The organism is Pseudomonas sp. B19(2017), from assembly GCF_002113165.1.
GTDB lineage: Bacteria > Pseudomonadota > Gammaproteobacteria > Pseudomonadales > Pseudomonadaceae > Aquipseudomonas.
In genome coordinates, this window is the sequence record NZ_NEJR01000002.1 from 68,327 (window position 1) to 87,295 (window position 18,969).

Below are 18,969 nucleotides of genomic sequence, written 5' to 3' on the forward strand. Positions count from 1 at the left end.
CCAATCCTCGCTGTGCGCTATTTCCGGGCCGGTTGCACCGCTTGCAGGTGATTGGAAAAGCCAGCCACGGTTTCACAACGCCAGGTTGCCCAGAGCTTGCATCCTGCCTCGCCCCCCATGTCCAGCTCCAATGCCAACCAGTTCCGAGCCGGCATCACGTACCGATTGAACCCTGGAAACAACATCATCTCGACACAGTGCTGCACATCGATGGATTGGACGTTGCTTGCGGTTTGGTTCAGCAACTGCAGAAACAGCCGCTCGGCCACGCCAACCAACGACGGATGCACCACGCCTGACGAAGTGAATTGCTGAATCTGCGCCCAGTTCGATGTCGGCGGAATATCCCGACGATAGCAACTGCCCCACGCCGCTACATGCACGTCTCCGGAGGCAATGGATACCCGCAGCATTCTCTGCTCGGCAATATGGGTCAGCGACTCCAGGAGTCGCTTGCGCTCGCCCTCGTGGTCCCCGTGCGACCAATGATCCTTGAGGTCATCCGCATTGCTGTCGAGCACATGATCCTGACCAAACGTATCGAGCAATCCTTCAGCCAGTGACAATTTGGGGTGCGCGACCGGTACCGAGGACATGAAAATCAAGTGCTGACATTTGCTTCCGGGATGGGCGGGTTTGCCGTCACGCAGCGTGCGCAGCCAAGCCTGCATGGCGGTCCAGGTATTGGGGCCCATCACCTGGGTGCGTGAACGCTCAGTGCGCAAATCGGCAACAAACAGCGATACCGGCCCCATGTGATAGCCGAAACTGAAGCCCGGTTGGCCATCCAGAAGCGGCAAGGCCAGTCGGTCTCCTTTCAATCGTGCGCTCCATTGCACCGGCTCATACTGTGGATCCTGCTGGGAGACGTTCGCGCGCTGGAGCAGTTCCTGCTGCGGCAAATCATCAAGCGCATGCTGCAACTGGAACACCCAGAACGCCTTGCGGGCATGGCGCATCAACACCTGGAACAACTCACAATGCTGCATGGCTGGGCTGTATGACCCCCAACCGTCGAAGATATCGTGGTCATCCCACATCATCACCGTTGGAATTCTCGCCATCGCATCCGCTGCATCCAGATTCGGCCTGGCATGGCCCCAGTCACGCCGTGTATCAGGTAGCCAACGCTGGGCATACAGGCCGAAATAGTAAGCTTCGATCTCCTTTTCCAAGGCCACGCTCACCTTGAACGCCAGCTGCTCCTTGCGCGACAGCCCAACCCATCTCTTGAGCGCCTTTATATCTTCCCAGATCGAGTCAAAGTAAATCTGGTCGCCTCCCATCAGCAGTAACTGGAAGCGCTTCAACCCATTGTCGTGGATTCGTCCTTCGTGCCATAGCTGCTCCTTGTCCAGCACGTAACCGGCAGCCCGCAACTCACTGTCATGGTTGCTGATCAGGTCGGCCCAGACGGCGTTTTCAGGGCGTACCAACTTGCGCATTCCACTGGGGTCGGAAAAGCCATTGCAAGAGACGTAGGCCATTCTCGGGGCGTAGTCTCGACCGGGAACGGAGAACTGCCATTGCGGCCCGCCACCTCCCATACCAAACTGAACCGTTCGCTCCTGCTCCTGCAGATCACAGCTCAGGTCATATCGGAGGATGGTTTCCTTCGGGCGGTCCAGTAAAACTTTCGGTGCTGGACAAGCCCGCCCTTCAACGGAAAACGCAGGGAATGCAGAACCACTGGCAACCCCGACCAATGCGGTCACTTGCCATTGCCCGGTTTTGCTGACGCCTCGAAAGGACAGCACGGGCCCCACAGTAAAGAGTGCTTTGGACATCCCTGTTATTTCCCTTCAGATTAAGCAGCAATAACGTTGACAAGTTGGCACACCTGAAATACCCAGCGCAAACCATGCCCGCAAGTGCGGTTTCGCGTTCAAAATGCAGCTGCTGCCAGGTAAGTGATCACGAGGCAACTCGACATATCCCTTGTGAAGGCTCTTTTCATGACCTTTTCGCCCCGTCTGCATAAGGCTTTTGGAGTGTAGGCATACGCAACAGCAAGCGCCAGCACCCACGCTGGCCAGCTGTAGCGAGCCGATATGCCAAGGGTTGCCACGTCATGACCAGATAGTTCTCGATCGCGGATCGAGTCAGGACCGCCACCGAGGAGTGATCGATAAAGCTGTGCGAGGGTATGACTTGGTTCCGGAAGGGCGAAGGCTCCAGCAAGGATCGTGCAGAGCACATATGACGGAACAGCTTCTTGGAGTATGGGCGGCGCATCAGTTGTTAGAACAGCCATTCCCCATAATACGGTACTCCATGATATGACGCTGGCCATTGGAGTCGTCGTAAGTCAGATGCATCGGCACAACTTCGCAAACATTGGGCACCGGCGTCACAGCCACGACGTGCGCGATATCCAGGTCCTGAGAGTATCGGTAGGGCTCAACCGTTATTTGTGCAGTTTGAGTACCTTGGTCATCGGCCATAGCAACAGAACCAAGGCAGCCCAGGAACAAAACGAGTAAAAGTTTCATGGTAATCACCTGTACCTAGGGCGTAAGAAGTCCTGAGCATCCAATCGGCGCTCAGTCGTCATAAATGTTGGGGATGGCCCGGCGCAGCACGGCGCCGGGCTGAGCTACATCAGAAGGGTTTGGTAGGCAGGTACTTGCCGTCCAGGGTGATCACAGCACGGTGGCCACCGTCCGGATCTTCGACCTTCTTGATGTCCAGCTTGAAGTTGATGGCACTGATGATGCCGTCGCCGAACTTCTCGTGGACCAGCGCTTTGAGGGTGGTTCCATACACCGACATCATTTCGTAGAAGCGGTAGATGGTGGGGTCGCTCGGCACGCCGTCGAAGAAGCTGCCGCGGATCGGCATCGATTGCAGCAGCGCGACTTGATCAGCATCGAGGTCGAGCTTCTCGCCGACGACCTTCGCGGCGCTTTCAGGCAGCGGATGTTGGCCAAGCAAGGCAGCGGTGACGAAGGCCTCGGACAGGCCGGTACCATCAACGATTTGCGCAAAGGACAGGTCCTTGCGAGCCTTGGCCAGAATGATCACTTCAGTCAGTTCTTGGCGAGCGGTGCGGGTGGCTTGAGTCTGGATCAAGGTGAATCTCCTGGGCAAGTAAAGGTGCAGATACAGGTTTCAGGCAGCGTGCCTGGTTTGCTGGGAAACGGCGTGGACTTCTGGGTTTGCCGCGAGAGATACGAAGGTGCCGGTACTGCCATCAAACGCGTCGATACCTCCGGTCTCGATGTCATAGATCCAGCCATGCAGGGTCACACGGCCTTCTTCGAGAGCCAGGCGAACGGATGGGTGGGTCTGGATGTTGGCCAGTTGCGCAATCACGTTCTCGCGCACCATGGAAGCGACTTTGCCGGGCTTATCCACGTGATGACGGGCCTCATTAACTACCTTGGCCGAGTCGGCGTACCGCAACCAGCCGGCCACGGCGGGCATGTGGTCCAGGCATTTGCAGGTGGCGATGGCAGTCATCGCGCCGCAGTCGGAGTGGCCGCAGATCACGATGTCCGCAACGTTAAGTCCGGCGACCGCGTATTCGACCGAAGCCGAAACGCCACCCGGCTCTGGCCCGTACGACGGCACGATATTGCCGGCGTTGCGGATTACAAACAGATCGCCTGGCTCCCGTTGGGTGACCAGCTCAGGCACCAGTCGGCTATCAGAGCAGGAGATGAAGAGAGCCTTTGGCGCCTGTTGGTTAGCAAGGTCCTTGAACAGTTTGACCCGCTCAGGAAAGGCGTTTTTTTGAAACTTCAGAAATCCGTCGATGATCGCTTTCATGGTTGCTGTCTCAATGTCGCTGGGTGTGAGACAAAGATTAAGCAGTGCATGGCATAAGGTAAAAGTCTCATTTATGATGATCTGGATCAGATTATCTTATGGATTTCGACATGCTCGCTCGACACATCCAGTACTTCCTGGCCGTTGCGGAACATCTCAGTTTCACGAAGGCTGCAGCGGCGCTGCATGTCTCTCAGCCGGCCCTTTCTCAGCAAGTAAGGCAGTTGGAAGAGAGCCTGGGAGCCCAGTTGTTTGACCGATCAGGCCGCACGACGCGGCTGACTGACGCGGGGGATATCTATCTTCTCTATGCGCGCCGCGCGCATCAGGAATTGCAGGAAGCCAAAAGGGCTATACATGATGTCAGCGACCTCAGCCGTGGCTCATTGCGTGTTGCCGTAACGCCGACGTTCACGACCTATCTAGTGGGGCCGCTGATCGAGGCATTTCACTTCAGGTACCCCAAGATCACCGTCAATCTGAAAGAGATCTCCCAGGAGCGTATCGAGGAGCTGCTGTTGGCGGGAGAGTTGGACGTAGGGATCGCATTCGATGAAATACATGCACCTGACATCGAAGCCATCCCCTTGCTGAACGAAACGCTCGCTTTGGTTATGAACCGCAGACACCGCCTGGCCGAGGAACGCTCCATTACCTCGCACGGCCTGAGTGCTGAGTCTTTAGTCTTGCTCAGCACAGAGTTTGCCACTCGCGAGCAAATCGACCGTTACTGCCGCAAATATGAGATTCGTCCTAAGGTGCAGATGGAGGCCAATGCCCTAGGCGCAGTGATCGAGATCGTTCGCCGAACGAATCTCTCGACCTTATTGCCTGCCAGAATTGCATTGGCCCATGACGACCTGGTGGCCATCACGTTGGAGCCGGAGCGCCTGGAGCGACGGGCCGTTCTAATGCGGCGCCAAGACGCCTTTCTGAGCGCGGCGGTGCGCGTCTTCATCGAGCTGGCTAAAGAAGTATCCCGCGATCTTGATCAGTGAGGTTTTTCGGGACCGCAGAATGCGCGTGTGCAACAGGGCCCAAGGGAGAGGAAACGTGCAACGATGATGGATTGCCCGACCGACGAAGCGGAGACTGGAAGGAGAGGAAAGCCCCTTATTGGCTTTCTAGCCGCCGACGGCGCACTGATGTTTATCACAAACCGCAGTAGGGATGACGAATCGCTTCTGAACGAAAAAAACCTGATCCTTTAAGTCAAAAGGATCAGGTTGGCGGTGACTTACAAGCCGAGCTCGGTCAGACCTGGGTGGTCATCCGGACGGCGACCCAGTGGCCAGTGGAACTTACGCTCGCTTTCCTTGATAGGCATGTCGTTTACGCAGGCGAAGCGGCGGTGCATGAGACCATCAGCTTCAAATTCCCAGTTCTCGTTGCCGTAAGAGCGGAACCAGTTACCGGAATCATCATGCCACTCGTATGCGTAACGGACGGCGATACGGTTATCGGTAAAGGCCCAGAGCTCTTTGACCAGGCGATAATCCAGCTCTTTTTTCCACTTGCGGGTAAGGAACCCTTTAGCTTCTTCGCGGTTGGTAGCAAACTCAGCGCGGTTACGCCATTTGGTATCCAGCGTGTAGGCGAGCGAAACTTTCTCCGCGTCGCGGCTGTTCCAACCATCTTCTGCCAGTCGGACTTTTTCAATCGCCGTTTCGCGAGTGAAAGGAGGAAGTGGTGGGCGAGCTTGGGTATTGGACATGGTGGTGCCTCCAGATTAATTGGATAATCAAGTAAGCCAGTGCCAGTGAATCGCAGGCCTATAGCCAGGCCGCTTAGATCATCAATTTATGAAAATTGAATCGCGCTGTTAACGACAGCATTAACATTAAATTCTATTGCCGCACCCTGATGGAAGCGGCCGCAATTAATAGAGATGTTACAGGTGCAGGCGCACGTATCCTCGGAATTTTGTTTCCGTGGAATATCATAACTCTTAGTAGAACCATGCTTATGCTAGAAGCGTTCGTACTCTACCTGCAGTGGCGGCAATCGCATTTAAATTTCATTCTGCCTAGCCGAGCGCTCTGAGTTCGAAAGAATTTACAGTGGTGCCGGAGTTACAGCCCCAACTCAGTCAGCCCCGGATGATCATCTGGACGGCGGCCCAGCGGCCAGTGGAATTTACGCTCGCTTTCCTTGATAGGCATGTCGTTTACGCAGGCGAAGCGACGGTGCATCAGACCATCAGCTTCAAATTCCCAGTTCTCGTTGCCATAGGAGCGGAACCAGTTACCGGAATCATCATGCCACTCGTACGCGTAACGGACGGCGATCCGGTTATCGGTAAAGGCCCAGAGCTCTTTGACCAGACGGTAATCCAGCTCTTTTTTCCACTTGCGAGTGAGGAAGCCTTTGGCCTCTTCACGGTTGGTAGCAAACTCAGCGCGGTTACGCCATTTGGTATCCACCGTGTAGGCGAGCGAGACTTTCTCCGCGTCGCGGCTGTTCCAGCCATCTTCAGCAAGTCGGACTTTTTCAATCGCCGTTTCGCGAGTAAAAGGAGGAAGTGGTGGGCGAGTTTGGGCATCGGACATGGTAGTGACTCCAGTCTGGTTGGATAGATAAGTGTGAGTAGTGCCTCTGAAACTCAAGCTCTAAGGTGCGAGCTCTTTCAACAACATCCGTGCAACTTCCCTTGCGTTATCAGCAGCGTGATAATCACCCATAACACGAGCCATGGTGATTGCGCCTTCCATCAAAATAAATAACTGCCTGGCTAAGACCAACGGCTGCTCGGTTTTCAATTGCTCAGTCAGTTCAAGCGTATAGTCCAAGAGTTTTTGCTTGTGCAGCTTGGCGATCTGGCGGATGGGGTCATTGGGGTCCCCTACCTCACCTGCCGTGTTAATGAACGCACAGCCGCGGAAACCATCCGTTTCAAACCAGTTTTTCAAAACAGTAAACATACTCAGTACGCGATCATACGGCGTAGCTGCTTTGTCGCATTCAGTTCTGAACCATTGCATCCAGCGTACGTCGCGGGCGCTCAAGGCCGCAGCCGCGACATCATCTTTGGTAGCGAAGTGGTTGTAGATACCCTTCCTTGACACGCCAGAGGTCTTCACCAGTAGATCCATGCCCGTGGCATGTATCCCGTTTTCGTAGATGAGTTTCTCGGCGGTGGCCAGGATCTGGGCTCTGTGATCTATCGTTGGTCTGCTCATGGATTCAATGTAGAACGATCGTTCTCTCCGGTCAAGCACCATCAAGTTATTTTTTTGATTAACGGAGCGAACCCCAGTGATAGACAGCTTCGGGCCGTCAGCCACGACCGCGCTTAGATGGGTAGGACAGCTCCGAGGCAGACCTGACAGTTCTCCGGGGAGACAGGGTTTGATGACGCAGACGTGCGCCAGCAGGCACTCGTCCCGGGCCATCCCTCATGGGAGGGGCTGGTGGGAGAGCGGTTGCTGCTTAAACATTGCTGGACGGCATTTGTCAGTCCCAGCTAGATCGCAGGGCACTGCTTAACGTGAATCACGAGGCAAGTAGGTCGTGCTTCTCTTGCGCCTAGCCAGCCTCTCTCGTTGGCCGGCGACGTACCCCAACCAAGCTTCAGACTTGGAGCATCTGCGAGCCAGTGCCTGACGCGCGAGTGCTCTACGAGTAAGGCAGTGCCACGCTGCAGATTAAGTGGATGCTTGAGTTCATGGGACATGACCGCGAAGAACTCGATGAACAGGCTGTAGGGCTGCTGCAATCCAACCTGCTGGGCCCAGTGCGTGTTAGCGCAGCGTTTGTAGAACATCTCAAGCGCCAACCCGATGCCTACATCATCAACAACAGTTCGGTACTGGCCTATCTGCCACTGGCCGCGACAGCCCTCTATTCGGCGACCAAAGCTGCGCTTCACTCCTATTCGCTGTCGCCACGTTTTGCCCTGCGCGACACCAGCCTCAAGGTTCTGGAAATCGCACCGCCATGGGTCGACACCGATCTGATCCACAAAAGTGGTGATGAACGCGCCATGCCGTTAGAAACGCATCATAGCCTCAACCTTCAGCGAAACGGCGAAAGTCTTCCTCGGGTTAGCAAGTTTTTGAGGCTCACGAAGGGAGTTAGCCTGACATCACCCTCTGACCTGTAAAGGACAACCTCACATGAAAGCTGTAGTTTTCCAAGAAGCTGGTTTGCCAATCCAAAACGCTCGTTCCCTGTTCGAAACGGACCTGCCGAAGCCCACGCCAGGCGCTCGAGATCTGCTTGTCGAAGTGAAGGCGATTGCGGTGAACCCGGTAGATACGAAGGTGCGAGCCCGCAGTACCAGCCAAGAGGTGCAAGTGCTGGGTTGGGATACCGTTGGTATCGTCCGTGAAGTGGGCAGCGACGTTTCATTGTTCAAAGTTGGCGACGAAGTATTTTACGCCGGCGCGATCGATCGCCCTGGTAGCTACAGCGAATTTCACTTGGTGGATGAGCGCATCGTCGGCCAAAAGCCACGTAGCCTGGACAATGCCAGTGCCGCAGCCTTGCCGCTGACCTCCATTACTGCCTGGGAGCTGTTGTTCGATCGACTGGGCGTTCAAGAGAACGGTGGTAAAGGACAAAGCCTGCTGGTCATCGGCGCTGGTGGTGGGGTTGGCTCGATCCTGGTACAGCTGGCCCGCAAACTCACCCGACTCACCGTTATCGGTACAGCGTCGCGGCCAGAGACTCAGTCTTGGGTACAAGAACTGGGCGCCCACCACGTGATTGATCACTCCGCCTCGATCCCGCTGCAGCTTGAGAACCTGAAGCTCAACCCGGTCGACTATGTTATCAGCCTGACCCATACCGAAACCTACCTGCCCCAGATCGTTGAAGTGCTTCGCCCACAAGGCAAACTGGCGCTGATTGATGACCCGGCACAACTGGACGTCATGCCACTCAAGCGCAAATCGCTTTCGCTGCATTGGGAGCTGATGTTCACGCGTTCTCTGTATCAAACCGCAGACATGATCAAACAGCATGAGTTGCTGAACAGAATTTCCGAGCTGGTCGATAACGGCGTCATACAGACCACCATTGGGGAACACTTCGGCAAAATCGGCTCAGATAACCTGAAGCGCGCCCATGCTCTGATCGAGAGCGGTAAAGCCAAAGGCAAGATCGTTCTCGAAGGCTTCTAACCCGCTGATACGCTCAAGGACAAGCATATGAAAGCTTTCTTCCAAGCCGCTGGCCTGGCTGTCGCGGTCTCGCTCAGTGCAATAGCCATGGCCGATACCGCCTCGGGCACAGGCACCAACCCCGAACGTGTTTTCGCTTTCAATGGGGCCATGCCTACAGGCGTGACCGTCACCGAAACAGGTCGGATCTTCATCAACTTCCCTCGTTGGGGAGATGACGTACCCTACACCGTGGCGGAGATCAAACAGGGCCATTTGGTTCCTTACCCGGACCGCAGCTTCCATGCCGCTAGCGCAGCGCTTGTGCCCCGCCATTGAGCCACGACTAGCTTTCGAAACGTTTTGCCAGAAAGGCTCTAAGCGACTGGATGGCCGGCGTAAGCGATGTGCGATGGGCACATACCAGCTGAAGCGGTGCCGGCTGCCCATAGCTTTCCGGGAATAGCTCAACCAGGCGACCGCTACGAAGGTCCTCAGCAACATCGAGCCTGGACTTGTAAACGATCCCCAATCCGGCGACAGCCCAGCGTCGAACAATATCGGCATCATCGCTGATTCGATCACCTGTCACCTGAACCGTCCGCACTCCCTGCGGGAACTTGAAGCTCCAACGCTCGTAGGTTTGCTCGCCCATTACATATCTCAGGCAATTATGCCCGCTCAACGCCTCAGGAGATTCCGGCACACCATGACGCGCGAGATACGCCGGCGAGGCGCAGACTGTTCTGCGGTTCATCGGTGCGAGTGCCAAGGACACCAGGCCCGAGTCACTCAGCTGTCCATACCTGATACTAGCGTCCAGATGTTCCCCCACCAGATCGGCCACCTGATCGCTAACCCGCAATTGCAGACGTACCATGGGGTGCGTTTGCTGAAACTCATCAAGCCATGGGAGCAACACGTTCCTGCCGATATCAGATGGCATCGACAAGCGAATAGTGCCAGCGATCTCGTCACGGCCCTGGGTCAACGCTACCTTGCCGTTATCAAGTGCTTCCAAGGCTTGCCGCGCGTGCGGCAAGTAGCGCTCGCCATCATCGGATAGTCTCAACCGACGCGTCGAGCGAACAAACAATCTCGCGCCCAAGGTGCTTTCCAGACGCTGAATGGCACCGCTCGCCAAGGCGGGCGAGATGTCGAGCAAGCGCGCCGCGGCGGAGAAACTACCCGCAGCAGCCGTCGATACGAAGACCTGCAGATCATCGATTCGTATGATTTTCTTCACTTTGACGAAATTCTTTACATGATGGCGAGGTTTTTTCAGCGTAATGGGAAAAATGATCATTGCCCAGCCCTTCGAACAGGAACTTGCAATGACCTTCCCTAACCCCAAAATGGACTGGCTCAGCGGGAGCTGGACCATGGACTGACCAGCATCACCATAGAGCATGTTCCTGATCAGATAGCGATTAGCCTCTTCGGCACAACATCAGACTTACGCCGATTCCACAGGGCGCCAGGGCCAAAACCCAGAGCAATGTTCCCATTGCCAGACCCAGGCCGGCATACCCCACCAGCCAAGCCACGCTCGATACCAGCAGTGGGCACCATCGCAGAGCGCGTACCCCGGGAAACGCTCGCGGCTGCATCACCCGCTGCCAATGGCCAGCCTGGCTCAGGGCGAGCAACGCCAGGCCCAGCGTCTGCAGCCCCAGCACAAGCCCGCTGGTCAGCCATTCAGGCATCCTTGACCTCCGCCAACCGATGCCCAGCCGCAGCGCTTCGTCGCAGGCGCCAGCTCAGGCTGCCGGCCAGCAGCGCGCTGGCTAGCAGTGCCAGATCCACACCGGCCACCGCCCACAACCCCTGGCTGAGCGCCTGCCATGGATGATCGCCTGTGCTCCAGGCGTTCGACAGCACAGCCAGCAACGCCAGCATGCTGATCGCCAGGCACTGTGCGGCCCAGGGCGCGCGAGCCTGAGCACAACGGCCCATCACCCACAGCGCGTGCAGCCCGGCGAGCAGCCAGGCGGCGAAGAAAACCCGCACTTCCCAGTCGGCACGCCCGCTCAAGGTCGACGGCAGGCAGCGGTTCGCCACCAGCATGGCCAAGGTGGCAAGCGGCATGCCGGTGATCAGCACGCTGCACACCAGCGTCATCGCCATCCCGCCCCTGTCCCGGGCCGCCTGCTGCAGGCGGCGTTTGGCCAGCCAGTACAGCAGGCCGCTGGCGAGCATCACGCAACCGCTGATGCCTGCGAAAAAGTACAGGGCGCGCAAGCCGGGCTGATGGAAGTGCGCCACGTGCAGCCCGGCCAACACATCCAGGGTCGCAGCAGCGGGCGGCAGCCGCGACACATGCAGCAGCCGCCCGCTAGCGCCCTCGAAGTACAGGGTCTGGCCGTCCAGGCTCAGGCGGTCGGCCAGGCTGCGACTGACCTCTACATAGGCATTGGCATCACCCGGGTGCCAGACCCTGACGAACGCTGGCGTACCGCCGCCCCAGTGCTGGCGGGCCTCGACCAGCATACTGTCGATGGAAGCCAATGGCCCCGGCGTGCCCGCCGCCGGCCGACTGAAGGCGGCGTTGGCCTGCACCGCGAACTGCTCGGCCTGGCCTGGATACAGCGCATCGATGGCCGCCGGCAAGTACAGCGGGAACAGGATCAGCAGGCCGCTCAGCAGCATCAGCGCGTGGAACGGCAAGGCGAACACACCGGTCAGGTTGTGCAGGTCGAGCAAGCGTCGCGGCGCCTTGTCGGCACGCAGGGTGAACAGATCCTTAAACAATCGCGTATGGATGCACACCCCGGCGACCAGGGCGATCAGCCCGACCATCGCGGCCAGGCCCAGCAGCCGGGTACCGAGGTTCCAGGCATTGATGTTCAGGGTGTAATGAAGACGGTAGAAAAAGTCACCGCCACGGCTACCGGCAGTCAATATCTCACCGTCGTTGCCAGGTAGCAGGAACCGGCTGAAGCCTTGGCGCTCGACGCTCCAGGCCTGAAAACGCAGCAGTGGGCGGCGTGCATCGGGTAGTTCCACATACCACTGCAGCAGCGCCTTGCCCTCGCTCAAGCCAGCCACCCGTGGCAATACCTGCCGGTCCAGCGACAGCGGTGCGGTCGCCGGCGCCACACGCAGCGCCGGCAACATCCAGCTGTCCAGTTCGCGGTCGTATAACGCAAGGCTGCCCATGAAAAACGCGACCAGCAACAATGCGGAAAAACCCAGGCCCAGCACCCGGTGCGCCCACAGCATGGCCTGGCGGACACCGTCGAACATCACCCGGCACCCGCCAGCACATGCAGCAGGGCCAGCAGCGCCAGCGACACGCAGGCCAGCCAAAGGGCGTTGCGCACCGCCCGACGGGCACACAACAACCAGAGCACCAGTGCCGGGTAGAGCACGAAGGAGCCAATCGAACTGCTCAGTACCGCCTCACTTGGCGCTTGCCCAAGCCATGCCAGGGCCAGCGCGGCGATGGCGCTGAATGGCCAGATGAACAGGTAGCCCAGCAGCAGGGCCAGCAGCAGCCACACCGCGCGCTGTCGGTGCCGAGCGCTTTTCTTGTCCGACGCCGGTCGTTCCACCCTGTTCTCCTCACTCCTTCACGGCGCTTCTTCAGAACTTGGCGCGCAGGGTCAATGAGACCGCACGGGGGTCACCGAAGATGTTTCCGTCCTGGAAGGTGTTGATGCGCTGGTAGTACTTCTTGTTGGTCAGGTTGGTGGCAAGCAGGTCCGCTGACAGATGCTCGTCGATCTGGTAGCCGACACCCGCGTCGTACAGCGCGTAGCCACTCTGCTGTAGTTTGGTGCCGTCCATGTCCAGGCCGGGCACGTACAGTTTGTTGTAGGTTTCGCTGACGACGCTCACGCCGCCCTGCACGCTCCACTTTTCAAGCTCACCGGGCAGCTTGTAAAGGGTCCAGACCCGCAACATGTTCTTCGGCAAATAGGTCTGCAACTGTTCGTTGGGGCTGTCGTAGCGCTTGTAGGTGTGAGCGAAGTTGGCAGTGAGGAACCAGTCAGGCGTCACCTGCCCGCTCACTTCCATCTCGTAGCCACGGGTGCGCGCCTTGCCACCAGCCACCACGGCCCGCGAGTTCGGGTCGTTCATGTCGGGGATGGCGCGGTTCTCTTCCTCGATCTGGAAGGCTGCCAGCGAGGCGTTCAGCGCACCGTCGAGGAATTCGCCCTTGATGCCGAGCTCATGCTGCTTGCCCTCGATCGGGTCGATGATGCTGTTGTTGATATCCAGGTTGCTGACCGGCTGCGGGTTGAACACCTCGGCGTAGTTGGCATACAGCGAGTAGGTGTCGTTCAGCTCGTAGATCAACCCATAGAACGGGGTGAACTTCTGCGACTCGCTCTGGCTGGCCTTTTCCGACGGCGAGCCGGCTTCCGGCTGGTGCTGGCTGCGGTGCATGTCCAGCCAGGTGACACGGCCGCCAAGTACCAGGGTCAACGGGTCGCTCAGGCTCAGGCGCATGTTGCCGTAGACTGCCTTGGAGCGGGTGTTGGCAACGTTGGTGGGCAGGCGATCGGAATCGGGGAATTCCGGGAACGGGAAGTTCGCTTGCGGGTCGTACAGGTCCACATCACCCAGGAAGCTGGAATAGTAGCCGCCGTTGGAAGAGAACTCCGAACGGGAGTAATTGGTGCCCACCAGCAGCTTGTGCTCACGGCCGAACAGGCTGAACGGGCCGTCGGCGTACAGGTCCACTTCGTCCTGCTTCTCGCGGTAGTCGAACATGATCGAGTTCATCGACACCAGGTTGTCGGCCGGGTCGATACCACCGCCATTGCGGGCGTAGGCCTGGGTCAGATCGTAATTGTTGTCGGCATGGCGCACCGCCAGCTTGGTCTTCCAGCCGCCACCAAGCTGATGCTCAAGCTCGGTGAACACCGCAGTGCTCCAGAAGTAGTCGCGGTTCCAGTTGGCGCCGTAGAAGTTCTTGCGCGAGACGTCTGGCAGCGACATGGCTGCTTCGCCTGCGGCGTTGGTGTAGCGGAACGCCGGCAGCGAGCGCTGGGCGCCGCGAATGTCGGTGTTCTGGTTGCTGGCACCGATGGTCCAGACGGTATCCGGGGTCAGGTCGATATCGACGATACCGTAGGCCTGGTTCGACTCACGCTTGCCGCTGCCATCGTAGGGGAAGGCCTGGTTGTGCTGGCTGAGCACCAGGCGGCCACGGACGTTGCCGGCCTCGGTCAGCGGGCCGGTGACGTCGACCATGCCACGGTAGTTGTCCCAGGAGCCGGCGCTGACTTCGGCCGATACCGCCGCGTCGGCCAGCGGGCGCTTGCGTATCAGGTTGATGCTGCCGCCCGCCCCCCCGGCGCCGGTCAGGCTGCCGGACGGCCCCTTGAGTACCTCGACGCGGTCGTACATGGTCAGGTCCGGCGACAGAAAGATCCGGTTGTCCATGGTGGTCGGTGTGCCGTCCAGCTGCAGCGAGGTTATCTCGAAGCCACGCGAGAAGAAGCTCAAGCGGCTGGCATCGATCCGTTGCACGGTCACGCCGCCAACCTCACCCAACGCATCCTCGAGGGTATAGAGGTTCTGCTTCTGGATCCGCTCCTGGCCGATCACGTTGATGGTCTGCGGCACCTCCCGCAGGCGCAGTGGAACCTTGGTACCCACTGAAAAAGTCGGCGCGCTGGTCTGCATGCCGACGATCGACATCGCTGGCAGCTCCAGCTGCGCGCCGTCCGGCGCCACGGGCAACAGGTTCCAGCTACCGCTCGAGGTGACCTCCAGGCGCAGCCCACTCCCCTGCAGCGCCTGCTCCATCGCCTGCTGCGTGGTCATCTGTCCGCGTACCGGCTGGGCAGTCTTGCCCTCGATAAGCGCGGGCGATATCGAGAGCACGTTGCCGGTCTCCCGGGCAATGCGGGTCAGGGTGCTGCCCAAGGGTGCGGCGGGCAGGTCGAAGCTATGGCTGACCTGCTCGTTCTGGGCGACGGCTTGCCAGGACAGGCCTGCAAGGGCAATGGCGGCAGCCAGGGCATGGGGGCGCAGCGAAGGATGGGGCATGGATTGTCGGCTCGTCTGGGGGATCTTTCATAGCCAGGACACCCGAGATACGGAACCCCCTCATCGCCCCCGCAAAAAAGTCGTTACTTCACGTCGATCCGGGTCAGCCAGAAGCCCAGGGTTTCGACCCTGATCGGTAGCGTCTCGCTCAACGACGTCAGGGTGCGCTCGATATCGTCCACAAGGAAGGTACCGAACACCCGGACCTGCGCAGCTTGCGGGCTGATGCGCAGCAGGCCGCCGTAATACGGGCGCAGCGCCTCCACCAGCTCGCCCAAGGGTTCGTCCTGGGCTTCGACCCGCCCCTGTACCCAGTCATCGCGAGTACGCATCGACGGTGCCACAGCCACGCTGCCACGCCGGTCGAAGCCGAACGCCTGGCCCGCCTCCACCCGCCGGGTGCTGCCGTCGGCGGTGCTTAGCAGCACGCTGTGCCGCTGGACCGATACCATGCAGCGCTCAGCTTCCTGACGCACCATGAAGCGGGCTGCCGTCGCGCGCACCTCGCCATGGGCGGTGGCGACAATCAGTGGCCGTGCACGGTCAGGCTCCACCTGCATCTGCAGTTCACCCGCGCGCAACACTACCCGCCGCTGCCGTGCGTCGAAACGGATATCGGCCGCACTGCGGGCGTTGAGGCTCAGACGGCTGCCATCGGCGAGCAGTAAGGTCTTGCGCTCGCCGGTGGCGGTGTGGGCGTCGGCCAGCAGGTCGGCCACCGGGGCCAGGCGGTTGAGTACACCGACCCCACCGGCCCCCAGCAGCAACAGTGCCAGGCCCTTGCCCAGCAGGTTTCGCCGCGAAGGGTTGGGCAACGCACGCAAGGCGCGGCTGCCTAGCTGTACCTGGCCTGGCAGGTCCTGCAGATCAGCCAGAGCGGACCCGAGCACACTGTTCACCCGCTGCCACGCAACCCGATGCTCGGCACAATGCTGGTGCCATTGCTCGAACGCCTGATGCGCGGGGTCGCTGGCGGGCAAGTGTTCAAGGCGCAGCATCCAGTCGATGGCTTCGTGCAGCACCTGCTCAGAGGATTGGCAGGTCATGCGCCAGTGACGCTCAGGCAATGCAGGAAGGCGCGGCGCAGGTCGCGCTCCACGGTGGCGAGGGAAATACCCAGTTGCCGGGCGATCTGCGGCTGCGGCAGGCCATCCAGGCGACTGAGAATGAAGACATGGCGCACCCGCAACGGCAGGTCGTGCAGCATCTGGTCGATCTGAACCAGCGCCTCGTGCACCAAGGCAAGTTCTTCTTCGGAGGGCGCACAGGCCTCCATGAAGTTGGCCAGCTCTTCCAGGTACGCCCTTTCCAGCGCTCGACGACGAAACAGGTTACTTAGCAGGCGCCGGGCGACGGTGGCGAGAAATGCACGCGGCTCCTCGATAGCGACCGGCTGCGACGCTCTCATGACCCGCAGGAAGGTGTCCTGGGCCAGGTCTGCGGCATCGTGCGGGCATTGCAGACGACGATAGAGCCAGGTCGTCAGCCAACGGTGGTTGGTGCCGTAGAGCTCGGAAAATGCATCTTTGACGGGTTGGTAATCTGCCACGACGACACCGTACTAATGATATTTCTTCTCATTATTATCTTCAGTACAAGGTTTAACAACGGGGTCGCAGAATTTTCGTCCCTTCAGTAAAAGCCTCACTGATGTGAACCAGGCTCAGGGCCTGAGTCTCCAGCGCCCGTTCGCGCAGCTGAATGCCCGAGCTATCTTCAAAGCCGCGGGGCTTAGCTACCAGGACATGGGCAAAGTCGAATACCTGCCCTATGCGGAGTCCGTCGAACTGATCAAGAACCGTCAACTCGACGCCACGCTCCAATCCTCGGGACTCGGTCAAGCGGCTATCCGTGACCTGGCCGCGACGTTACCGGTAGTGTGGTGGCCAACGTAGTCACCACCGGGCAGTTCACCATTCCGCTGATGAAGCGCTTCGGCTACAAATCCGGGAATGGTCGGCCTGGCCCTGACCGCCATCGTCATCCTTGGCTCAGCCATCATCCTGCGCGCTCCCCAGACTCAGTATTGCTGCTGTAGACTTCTGGTCCTGTGAAAATCCACTCCTGGACAGCAGGCGGACCGCCCTGCCCTGACTCCGTCTGGGCAAGCCCGAGTAAACTTCAGCTCACCACGTGCAGGTAATGCAGGTGGCGCTCGTACTGGTCCAGAATGTCGCCAATCACATCGTCGCGGCTCCACCCCATGATGTCGTAGTCCTGGCCACCCTCTCTCAGGTGCACTTCCGCCCGAAAATACTTGCGGGCATCGGCACCGTCTTCAGTGTCACGCATGACGAAGCTCGGAGTATTGAAGGCCCGTGGCCGCACCTCGTAGAGGAAACGTCCTTCGCCGACATGGGAGAGCTCGAGTGCTACCCGCCCATCATCGCGCTCATTCACGGCCACGTCGTAGCCTTGCTTGCGCAACTCCGAGGCTACTTCTTCACAGGCTGGCTTGACCACCTCGACAATGAAGCGGGTCACATGGGCCCGACGTGGCATCAAAGCGATATTGCGCAGTCGACGCTGCCAGCCGCCGTGAGGGTGACGGGTATGTCGGGGGCCAGGCAACGCTTGATTACGCAACCCGCGGCGAGTCGCATCCAGACTGAGAGCCTTGAACAAGCCCCAAATCGCAGTCAGCAAGATGGCGGCGAACGGCAAAGCGCTGGCAATGGTCGCGGTCTGCAACGCCTTGAGACCGTTGGCGAGCAACAACGCGATCGCCACCGCGCCAATGCTGACTGACCAGAAGATACGTTGCCACAACGGGGAATGGCCTTGCCCGGAAGACGCCAGCATATCCACAACCAACGCACCAGAGTCCGCCGAGGTCACAAAGAACACTACCACCATGAGCACCGCGACCAGCGAAATGACGCTGGAGAACGGAAAATGCTCCAGGAACGCAAACAAGGCGAGGGAACTGTCTTCACTGACCAACGCTGCCAGATCCTTTACGCCATCGTTAAGGACCATATGGATCGCCGAGTCGCCAAATACCGTCATCCAGAGCAGCGTGAAACCCGTAGGTACGAACAGTACGCCGCAGACAAAATCACGGATGGTCCGTCCCCGGGAAATACGCGCGATGAAGAGTCCCACGAAAGGCGACCATGACAACCACCAGCCCCAGTACAGCAAAGTCCAGCCACCAATCCAGTCAGTGGGCTCGTAAGCGTAGAGATTGAAGGTTTTGTTGACGATGTCCGAAAGGTAGGCGCCGGTATTCTGTACGTACGTCTGCAGCAAGAATACCGTGGGCCCAAGCAGCAGCACGAACAGCATCAGGATTACCGCCAGACTCAGGTTAAGCTCGGACAGGATGCGGATCCCTTTATCCAGACCGCTGGCTACCGAGAGTGTCGCCAAAGCGCAGGTGGCGGTGATGAGGATGACCTGCACGGTGGTATTTACCGGCAAACCGAATACATGGTGAAAACCGCTGTTGATCTGCAACACTCCGTAACCCAACGAGGTCGCCACACCAAACACCGTGCCGAGAATGGCGAAAACATCCACGGCATGCCCGACAGGACCATAGATCCGCTCGCCAATCAGCGGGTAGAGCGCCGAACGCAAGGTTAACGGCAAGCCGTTGCGGAAGCTGAAGTAGGCCAGAATCAGCGCGACGATCGCATAGATTGCCCAGGCATGCAGGCCCCAGTGAAAAAAGGTGATCTTCATGGCTTCGCGCGCCGCAGCGACAGTGCCGGGATCGCCCACGGGCGGCGTGGTGAAGTGCATTACCGGTTCGGCCACGCCGAAGAACATGAGGCCAATCCCCATCCCTGCCGAGAACAGCATCGCGAACCAACTGCTCTTTCGGTAATCCGGCCCGCTATGGTCAGGGCCTAGCTTGATGTCTCCGTAGCGGCTGACGGCCAGAAACACCACACTTATCAGTACCAGCGCTACAACAAGAATGTAGAACCAGCTGGCATTGGTGATAATCCATTGCTGGAGTTGCTCGAACAGCGCCTGGGCGTGCTCCTGAAATGCCGTGGCGTACAAGACCAGAAGAGAGATGAGAATTGCGCTGCTGTAAAAAACAGGCGGATTGAGGGTACTCCTGGGTCTTGGGGGCTGCAGT

At 58.9% G+C, this 18,969-nt stretch carries 17 protein-coding genes and 3 pseudogenes; 6 read left to right on the plus strand and 14 right to left on the minus strand.

The genetic code is table 11. The annotated features are described in order from the left end of the window. Positions 1 to 17 precede the first annotated feature (17 nt). The 4 genes from CAF70_RS03310 to CAF70_RS03330 all read right to left on the minus strand — a co-directional run bounded on the left by CAF70_RS03310 (position 18) and on the right by CAF70_RS03330 (position 3,771). Positions 18 to 1,787, minus strand: coding sequence for an alkaline phosphatase family protein (locus CAF70_RS03310; RefSeq protein ID WP_085622534.1), 1,770 nt, complete (start codon positions 1,785 to 1,787; stop codon positions 18 to 20). 447 nt (positions 1,788 to 2,234) lie between these two features. Then, positions 2,235 to 2,492: a DUF2790 domain-containing protein gene (locus CAF70_RS03320; RefSeq protein WP_085622530.1), complete on the minus strand. Its 258-nt coding sequence runs from the start codon at positions 2,490 to 2,492 to the stop codon at positions 2,235 to 2,237. 109 nt (positions 2,493 to 2,601) lie between these two features. Beyond that, positions 2,602 to 3,072 (minus strand): cyanase, encoded by a 471-nt coding sequence (gene cynS, locus CAF70_RS03325; RefSeq protein ID WP_085622528.1) that lies wholly within the window; start codon positions 3,070 to 3,072, stop codon positions 2,602 to 2,604. Positions 3,073 to 3,111: 39 nt separating this feature from the next. Continuing rightward, a complete protein-coding gene (locus CAF70_RS03330; protein ID WP_085622526.1) occupies positions 3,112 to 3,771 on the minus strand; it encodes a carbonic anhydrase in 660 nt (219 codons plus the stop codon). A 110-nt stretch (positions 3,772 to 3,881) separates the two neighbouring features. Here CAF70_RS03330 and cynR point away from each other — a divergent pair, with 110 nt between their 5' ends. Further along, positions 3,882 to 4,769: a transcriptional regulator CynR gene (gene cynR, locus CAF70_RS03335; RefSeq protein WP_085622706.1), complete on the plus strand. Its 888-nt coding sequence runs from the start codon at positions 3,882 to 3,884 to the stop codon at positions 4,767 to 4,769. Between the two features lie 239 nt (positions 4,770 to 5,008). On the opposite strand, the gene CAF70_RS03340 is transcribed toward cynR, so the two are convergent. The 3 genes from CAF70_RS03340 to CAF70_RS03350 all read right to left on the minus strand — a co-directional run bounded on the left by CAF70_RS03340 (position 5,009) and on the right by CAF70_RS03350 (position 6,950). After that, complete coding sequence (locus tag CAF70_RS03340; RefSeq protein ID WP_085622524.1) at positions 5,009 to 5,485, minus strand: nuclear transport factor 2 family protein; 477 nt, start codon at positions 5,483 to 5,485, stop codon at positions 5,009 to 5,011. A gap of 358 nt (positions 5,486 to 5,843) precedes the next feature. Next, positions 5,844 to 6,320: a nuclear transport factor 2 family protein gene (locus tag CAF70_RS03345; RefSeq protein ID WP_085622522.1), complete on the minus strand. Its 477-nt coding sequence runs from the start codon at positions 6,318 to 6,320 to the stop codon at positions 5,844 to 5,846. A gap of 60 nt (positions 6,321 to 6,380) precedes the next feature. Further along, positions 6,381 to 6,950 carry a TetR/AcrR family transcriptional regulator gene (locus CAF70_RS03350; protein WP_085622705.1) on the minus strand — a complete coding sequence of 190 codons (570 nt, stop codon included), beginning with the start codon at positions 6,948 to 6,950 and terminating at the stop codon, positions 6,381 to 6,383. Positions 6,951 to 7,459: 509 nt separating this feature from the next. Here CAF70_RS03350 and CAF70_RS03355 point away from each other — a divergent pair. The 3 genes and pseudogenes from CAF70_RS03355 to CAF70_RS28060 all read left to right on the plus strand — a co-directional run. After that, positions 7,460 to 7,873, plus strand: a pseudogene (locus CAF70_RS03355) (SDR family NAD(P)-dependent oxidoreductase); the annotation flags it as partial. A 13-nt stretch (positions 7,874 to 7,886) separates the two neighbouring features. Continuing rightward, positions 7,887 to 8,894 (plus strand): zinc-binding alcohol dehydrogenase family protein, encoded by a 1,008-nt coding sequence (locus CAF70_RS03360; RefSeq protein ID WP_085622520.1) that lies wholly within the window; start codon positions 7,887 to 7,889, stop codon positions 8,892 to 8,894. Between the two features lie 27 nt (positions 8,895 to 8,921). Further along, a complete protein-coding gene (locus CAF70_RS28060; RefSeq protein WP_085622518.1) occupies positions 8,922 to 9,212 on the plus strand; it encodes a hypothetical protein in 291 nt (96 codons plus the stop codon). Between the two features lie 7 nt (positions 9,213 to 9,219). On the opposite strand, the gene CAF70_RS03370 is transcribed toward CAF70_RS28060, so the two are convergent. From CAF70_RS03370 to CAF70_RS03400, 6 genes are all read right to left on the minus strand, one after another. Further along, positions 9,220 to 10,110 (minus strand): LysR substrate-binding domain-containing protein, encoded by an 891-nt coding sequence (locus tag CAF70_RS03370; RefSeq protein WP_371915938.1) that lies wholly within the window; start codon positions 10,108 to 10,110, stop codon positions 9,220 to 9,222. A gap of 461 nt (positions 10,111 to 10,571) precedes the next feature. Further along, complete coding sequence (locus tag CAF70_RS03380) at positions 10,572 to 12,119, minus strand: PepSY domain-containing protein (RefSeq protein ID WP_085622515.1); 1,548 nt, start codon at positions 12,117 to 12,119, stop codon at positions 10,572 to 10,574. Further along, the gene (locus tag CAF70_RS03385) at positions 12,119 to 12,427 is read right to left on the minus strand and encodes a hypothetical protein (RefSeq protein WP_085622513.1); all 309 of its coding nucleotides are present in this window, start codon (positions 12,425 to 12,427) and stop codon (positions 12,119 to 12,121) included. Before CAF70_RS03385 ends, CAF70_RS03380 begins: the two co-directional genes overlap by 1 nt. Before the next feature lie 31 nt (positions 12,428 to 12,458). Then, positions 12,459 to 14,876, minus strand: coding sequence for a TonB-dependent receptor (locus tag CAF70_RS03390; protein ID WP_256573255.1), 2,418 nt, complete (start codon positions 14,874 to 14,876; stop codon positions 12,459 to 12,461). Positions 14,877 to 14,959: 83 nt separating this feature from the next. Next, positions 14,960 to 15,922 (minus strand): FecR domain-containing protein, encoded by a 963-nt coding sequence (locus CAF70_RS03395; protein WP_085622511.1) that lies wholly within the window; start codon positions 15,920 to 15,922, stop codon positions 14,960 to 14,962. After that, positions 15,919 to 16,425 (minus strand): sigma-70 family RNA polymerase sigma factor, encoded by a 507-nt coding sequence (locus CAF70_RS03400; RefSeq protein ID WP_085622509.1) that lies wholly within the window; start codon positions 16,423 to 16,425, stop codon positions 15,919 to 15,921. The genes CAF70_RS03395 and CAF70_RS03400 overlap by 4 nt, the downstream gene beginning before the upstream one ends. 145 nt (positions 16,426 to 16,570) lie before the next feature. Here CAF70_RS03400 and CAF70_RS03405 point away from each other — a divergent pair. Both CAF70_RS03405 and CAF70_RS28065 read left to right on the plus strand, forming a co-directional pair. Next, positions 16,571 to 16,759, plus strand: a pseudogene (locus tag CAF70_RS03405) (TAXI family TRAP transporter solute-binding subunit); the annotation flags it as partial. Then, positions 16,744 to 16,821 (plus strand): annotated as a pseudogene (locus CAF70_RS28065) (TRAP transporter large permease subunit); the annotation flags it as partial. The pseudogenes CAF70_RS03405 and CAF70_RS28065, both read left to right, overlap by 16 nt. A 176-nt stretch (positions 16,822 to 16,997) precedes the next feature. Here CAF70_RS28065 and CAF70_RS03410 read toward each other — a convergent pair. Continuing rightward, positions 16,998 to 18,968 carry a choline BCCT transporter BetT gene (locus CAF70_RS03410; protein ID WP_085622505.1) on the minus strand — a complete coding sequence of 657 codons (1,971 nt, stop codon included), beginning with the start codon at positions 18,966 to 18,968 and terminating at the stop codon, positions 16,998 to 17,000. Between the last annotated feature and the right edge of the window lies 1 nt (position 18,969).

Coding starts and splice junctions, on each gene's coding strand:
- CAF70_RS03310 (WP_085622534.1), bottom strand. CDS start 1,787: ATGTCCAAAGCACTCTTTACTGTGGGGCCCGTGCTGTCCTTTCGAGGC.
- CAF70_RS03320 (WP_085622530.1), bottom strand. CDS start 2,492: ATGAAACTTTTACTCGTTTTGTTCCTGGGCTGCCTTGGTTCTGTTGCT.
- CAF70_RS03330 (WP_085622526.1), bottom strand. CDS start 3,771: ATGAAAGCGATCATCGACGGATTTCTGAAGTTTCAAAAAAACGCCTTT.
- cynR (WP_085622706.1), top strand. CDS start 3,882: ATGCTCGCTCGACACATCCAGTACTTCCTGGCCGTTGCGGAACATCTC.
- CAF70_RS03340 (WP_085622524.1), bottom strand. CDS start 5,485: ATGTCCAATACCCAAGCTCGCCCACCACTTCCTCCTTTCACTCGCGAA.
- CAF70_RS03345 (WP_085622522.1), bottom strand. CDS start 6,320: ATGTCCGATGCCCAAACTCGCCCACCACTTCCTCCTTTTACTCGCGAA.
- CAF70_RS03350 (WP_085622705.1), bottom strand. CDS start 6,950: ATGAGCAGACCAACGATAGATCACAGAGCCCAGATCCTGGCCACCGCC.
- CAF70_RS03360 (WP_085622520.1), top strand. CDS start 7,887: ATGAAAGCTGTAGTTTTCCAAGAAGCTGGTTTGCCAATCCAAAACGCT.
- CAF70_RS28060 (WP_085622518.1), top strand. CDS start 8,922: ATGAAAGCTTTCTTCCAAGCCGCTGGCCTGGCTGTCGCGGTCTCGCTC.
- CAF70_RS03380 (WP_085622515.1), bottom strand. CDS start 12,119: ATGTTCGACGGTGTCCGCCAGGCCATGCTGTGGGCGCACCGGGTGCTG.
- CAF70_RS03390 (WP_256573255.1), bottom strand. CDS start 14,876: ATGCCCCATCCTTCGCTGCGCCCCCATGCCCTGGCTGCCGCCATTGCC.
- CAF70_RS03395 (WP_085622511.1), bottom strand. CDS start 15,922: ATGACCTGCCAATCCTCTGAGCAGGTGCTGCACGAAGCCATCGACTGG.